Annotated in this window: 5 protein-coding genes; 3 read left to right on the forward strand and 2 right to left on the reverse strand. The window is 41.8% G+C overall.

What is annotated here, in order from left to right:
* From SPADD19_RS12545 to ileS, 3 genes are all read left to right on the forward strand, one after another.
* On the forward strand, positions 1–220 hold a 220-nt coding region (locus SPADD19_RS12545), incomplete at its 5' end, for a S4 domain-containing protein (RefSeq protein WP_277619463.1).
* 9 nt (positions 221–229) lie between these two features.
* The gene (locus tag SPADD19_RS04050; protein ID WP_014712981.1) at positions 230–1048 is read left to right on the forward strand and encodes a DivIVA domain-containing protein; all 819 of its coding nucleotides are present in this window, start codon (positions 230–232) and stop codon (positions 1046–1048) included.
* Between the two features lie 252 nt (positions 1049–1300).
* Entirely contained in the window at positions 1301–4093 is a 2793-nt protein-coding gene (gene ileS / locus SPADD19_RS04055) for an isoleucine--tRNA ligase (protein ID WP_061455295.1), read from the forward strand.
* A 101-nt stretch (positions 4094–4194) separates the two neighbouring features.
* On the opposite strand, the gene SPADD19_RS04060 is transcribed toward ileS, so the two are convergent.
* Both SPADD19_RS04060 and SPADD19_RS04065 read right to left on the reverse strand, forming a co-directional pair.
* Positions 4195–4497: a DUF1827 family protein gene (locus SPADD19_RS04060; protein ID WP_003012157.1), complete on the reverse strand. Its 303-nt coding sequence runs from the start codon at positions 4495–4497 to the stop codon at positions 4195–4197.
* 67 nt (positions 4498–4564) lie between these two features.
* A complete protein-coding gene (locus tag SPADD19_RS04065) occupies positions 4565–5014 on the reverse strand; it encodes an NUDIX hydrolase (protein WP_061455296.1) in 450 nt (149 codons plus the stop codon).
* Between the last annotated feature and the right edge of the window lie 68 nt (positions 5015–5082).

The following is a 5082-nucleotide window of genomic DNA, read 5'->3' on the forward strand; positions in this document are numbered from 1 at the left end:
TGGGACCTTCAAGCTTTCGCGTTCACAGGCTAGTCAGTTGATTAGTTCTGGTTTGGTGAAAGTTAACTATGCGACAACTTCCAATGTTAGCTATGCTGTAGGTCTGAATGATTTAGTCAGTGTCCGACGCTTTGGGCGTCTTAAAATTGTTTCTGAAAATGGTATTTCAAAGAGTGGAAAATATAAATTAACTGTTGAAGTACTCTTAAGTAAAAAATGAGGAGGAGTTATGGCTCTTACTGCTTTAGAAATTAAAGATAAAACTTTTGGCGTTAAATTTAGAGGGTATGATGCGAACGAAGTAGAAGAATTCCTTGATATCGTTGTACGTGATTATGAGGATCTTGTTCGTTTGAATCATGATCAAGAAACAAAAATTCATGCCCTTGAAGAACGCTTAAACTATTTTGATGAAATGAAAGATTCATTGAGTCAGTCAGTTTTGATTGCACAAGATACTGCTGAACGTGTGAAACAAGCTGCTAATGAGCGCTCAGAAAACATTGTTCGTCAAGCAGAGCAAGATGCACAACATTTAGTTGATGAGGCTAAACAAAAAGCAAATGAAATTCTTCGTCACGCAACGGATAATGCCAAGAAAGTTGCAGTTGAAACGGAAGAATTGAAAAACAAGACACGTGTCTTCCATCAACGTTTGAAATCAACAATCGAAAGCCAATTGAGCATTATCGATACGCCTGAATGGGATGAAATTCTTCGTCCAACTGCTATGTATATTCAGACAAGTGATGAAGCTTTCCGTGAAATTGTTGAAAAAGCTTTGGGTGAATCAGTGCACCATCATCCAGAAAATGAGAATATCGATTTGACTCGTCAATTCTCTCCAGCTGAAATCGAAGAATTGCAAAAACGCATCGAAGCAGCTAATTTAGAATTGGGTGCAACACAAGCGTTTGAAGGTTTGAATGAAAAAGTTCAATCCGCTTTAGAAGAAGCAGAGCACGCTCGTCATGAAAATGAGGCGGTTGTTGAGGAACCGGTTCAACCAGAAGACGAAACGAATCGTGAATCTGTCAATATTTTATAATTTTGTAAAAACAGGTCCATTAATGATAGGTCTAGCGAGCAGATGATGGTGGAAGGTCTGCACTCCCTCCTAATGGATGATCCTTTTACAGTATTCGTTCTGAACCCTTGAGTAAGAACGGACGTTTCCCTCGTTACGGGATGAGAGGAGAAGGTCGCTTGCGACTTCTCGAACAAAGGTGGTACCACGAGCAATCGTCCTTTTTAGGATGCTCGTGTTTTTTTATAGCTTTTAAATCAATAAGGAGACACAATGAAACTCAAAGAAACATTGAATCTTGGAAAAACAGCTTTTCCAATGCGGGCTGGGCTTCCAACGAAAGAACCTGTTTGGCAAAAAGAATGGGAAGATGCAAAATTGTATCAACGCCGTCAAGAGTTGAATGAAGGGAAACCGCATTTTACACTTCATGATGGCCCTCCGTATGCCAACGGAAATATTCACGTGGGACATGCCATGAACAAGATCTCAAAAGATATCATCGTTCGTTCCAAGTCTATGTCAGGATTTTACGCCCCTTATATCCCAGGTTGGGATACCCATGGTTTGCCAATTGAGCAAGTATTGGCTAAACAAGGTGTGAAACGCAAAGAAATGGACTTGGTTGAGTATTTGAAACTCTGCCGTGAATACGCTCTTTCTCAAGTAGATAAACAACGCGAAGACTTCAAACGCTTGGGTGTTTCAGGTGATTGGGACCATCCTTATGTGACCTTAACGCCTGACTATGAAGCGGCGCAAATCCGCGTCTTTGGCGAAATGGCCAATAAAGGTTATATCTACCGTGGGGCTAAGCCAGTTTACTGGTCTTGGTCTTCTGAATCAGCTCTTGCTGAAGCAGAGATTGAATACCATGATTTGGTATCAACGTCTCTTTACTATGCTAACAAAGTTAAAGATGGTAAGGGTGTCCTAGATACAGATACCTACATCGTTGTCTGGACAACAACTCCATTTACTGTTACAGCTTCTCGTGGATTGACGGTAGGTGCAGAGTTTGATTATGTCGTAGTGAAGCCTGCTGGATCTGACCGCAAGTACGTTGTAGCCTCTGAACTCTTGCCAAGCCTTTCTGAAAAATTTGGTTGGGAAAATGCTGAAGTTCTTGCGACTTACCAAGGGAAAGAATTGAACCATATCGTTACAGAACACCCATGGGATCCTGAAGTTGATGAATTGGTGATCCTTGGTGAGCATGTAACCCTTGATTCAGGTACTGGTATCGTCCATACCGCTCCTGGTTTTGGTGAGGATGACTACAATGTAGGGATTGCCAATGGCCTCGAAGTTGCTGTTACTGTTAACGAACGTGGAATCATGATGGAGAATGCTGGACCTGACTTTGCAGGTCAGTTCTATGACAAGGTTGTTCCAACTGTCATCGAAAAACTTGGTGATTTGCTCCTTGCTCAAGAAGAAATCTCTCACTCCTACCCATTTGACTGGCGGACGAAAAAACCAATCATCTGGCGTGCAGTTCCACAATGGTTCGCTTCTGTATCAAAATTCCGTCAAGATATCTTGGACGAAATTGAAAAAGTGAAATTCCACTCAGAATGGGGGAAAGTGCGTCTTTACAATATGGTTCGTGACCGTGGTGACTGGGTGATCTCTCGTCAACGTGCCTGGGGTGTGCCTCTTCCAATCTTCTATGCAGAAGATGGAACACCAATCATGACGGCTGAAACCATCGAACATGTAGCGCAACTCTTTGAAGAACATGGTTCGATCATCTGGTGGCAGCGTGAAGCGAAAGACCTCTTGCCAGAAGGATTTACGCATCCAGGTTCACCAAATGGCGAATTTACAAAAGAAACAGATATCATGGACGTCTGGTTTGACTCAGGTTCATCATGGAATGGGGTTGTCGTTAATCGTCCAGAACTCAAATACCCAGCTGATCTTTACCTTGAAGGTTCAGACCAGTACCGTGGTTGGTTCAACTCATCTCTTATCACATCTGTGGCGAACCATGGTGTCGCACCATACAAACAAATCTTGTCTCAAGGTTTTGCTTTGGATGGGAAAGGTGAGAAGATGTCTAAATCTCTTGGAAATACCATTGCTCCAAGCGATGTTGAAAAGCAATTTGGTGCCGAAATCTTGCGTCTCTGGGTAACTAGTGTAGATTCAAGCAATGACGTGCGTATCTCAATGGATATCTTGAGCCAAGTGTCTGAGACTTACCGTAAGATCCGGAATACTCTTCGTTTCTTGATTGCCAACACTTCTGACTTTAATCCAGCTGAGGATGCAGTTGCTTATGACGAGCTTCGTTCAGTGGACAAGTACATGACCATTCGCTTTAACCAGCTTGTCAAGACCATTCGTGATGCTTATGAAAACTTTGAGTTCTTGACGATCTACAAGGCGCTTGTTAACTTTATCAACGTTGACTTGTCAGCCTTCTACCTGGATTTTGCCAAGGATGTTGTTTACATCGAAGGAGCTAAATCCCTCGAACGCCGTCAAATGCAAACGGTCTTCTATGACATCCTTGTGAAAATCACCAAACTCTTGACACCAATTCTTCCTCACACTGCTGAAGAAATCTGGTCTTATCTTGAGTTTGAAGCGGAAGACTTCATTCAATTGTCAGAATTGCCAGAAGCAGAAACGTTTGCCAACCAAGAAGAAATCTTGGATACCTGGTCAGCCTTCATGGACTTCCGTGGTCAAGCGCAAAAGGCCTTGGAAGAAGCACGGAATGAAAAAGTGATTGGTAAATCACTTGAAGCTCACTTGACAGTTTATCCAAACGAAGTCGTGAAAACACTTCTTGGAGCTGTTGATAGCAATGTTGCCCAACTCTTGATTGTTTCTGAGTTGACGATCGCAGAAGGCCCAGCTCCAGAAGGTGCAGTGACCTTTGAAGATGTAGCCTTCACAGTTGAACGTGCCGCTGGTGAAGTTTGTGACCGTTGCCGTCGCATCGATCCAACAACGGCTGAACGTCACTACCACGCAACCATCTGTGATCACTGTGCAAGCATCGTCGAAGAGAACTTTGCAGACGCAGTCGCAGAAGGATTTGAAGCTAAATAAAAGCCATTAAAAGAAGTTCCATAAAGGAACTTCTTTTTTAATGGCTAGAATAGTGTAGAGATTCATGCATTAAGGAAAGAAAAAAGTAAGGCAAATTGGCCTTACTTAGTAATTGGAAAGGAAATTTCAATTAGTTTATCGGAGTAGAGGGTTTTAATAGCGGATTGGTCAATGATTTGAAGATCAATCTTACGTTTTAAAAAGAACTCACGAATTTTTTCTACTTCAGTTTCACGAATAGCTCGGTGTTTGTTACTGATCAATAATTCATAGTGTGTTGGGGCCTGTGTAAAAACGACATCGGTATTGCCCGCGGAATAAACCTCGACAAGCAAGGCATCAGTGCTGGCAAGTTGGCTTTTGACCAGTGCAGCATGACTATTTGTGGTATTAATGAGCTTCATATGAGTTCCTCCTAACCTCTATCTTCATTTATTATAGCACTTTTTTATTATTTGTGAAAGAATTCCTTTATTTTTTGTGGGTATTTTTCCACTGTTCAATGCCCCATTTGTGACTGCCACGTTTGAGTTTTTTAATAGCTTCATCTACAGGAAACCAAGCAAGATTGTTAAAATCTTCCAGTGGTTTTTGAGCTTCTGTATAGTCTAGCACTTCATAAATATAGGCAGGATTGTAGTAGTAGGTGTCGCGATGACTGGAATAGAAATACTCATCTGCTTGGCCATAGTATTGCCCTAAAACAGCGGTAAAGCCTAATTCTTCGATCAGTTCCCGTTTCAGAGCTTGTAAGTGATCTTCACCTGCCTCAATTTCCCCGCCAGGCAAGAACCAGGCTCCATTAGGGGCTTGAACGAGGATAATCTGATCCTTGTCCTTATTGGGAATAACAGCGTAGACACAATAGCGATTGACGTAGGTCACATCTTGTTTTTTTTCACCAAAACTTGGAATGGTCATGGTTTTCTCTTTTCTTATTTTTTCATCATTATATCATATTTTTTAGCAAAAATCTGGAGGGAAAAAAG

Source organism: Streptococcus parasanguinis (assembly GCF_001578955.1).
In the GTDB taxonomy this organism is placed as follows: domain Bacteria; phylum Bacillota; class Bacilli; order Lactobacillales; family Streptococcaceae; genus Streptococcus; species Streptococcus parasanguinis_U.

Bases quoted from the DNA above. Each gene is read 5' to 3' on its own strand.
- ileS (WP_061455295.1), top strand. From the start codon at position 1,301: ATGAAACTCAAAGAAACATTGAATCTTGGAAAAACAGCTTTTCCAATG.
- SPADD19_RS04050 (WP_014712981.1), top strand. From the start codon at position 230: ATGGCTCTTACTGCTTTAGAAATTAAAGATAAAACTTTTGGCGTTAAA.
- SPADD19_RS04060 (WP_003012157.1), bottom strand. From the start codon at position 4,497: ATGAAGCTCATTAATACCACAAATAGTCATGCTGCACTGGTCAAAAGC.
- SPADD19_RS04065 (WP_061455296.1), bottom strand. From the start codon at position 5,014: ATGACCATTCCAAGTTTTGGTGAAAAAAAACAAGATGTGACCTACGTC.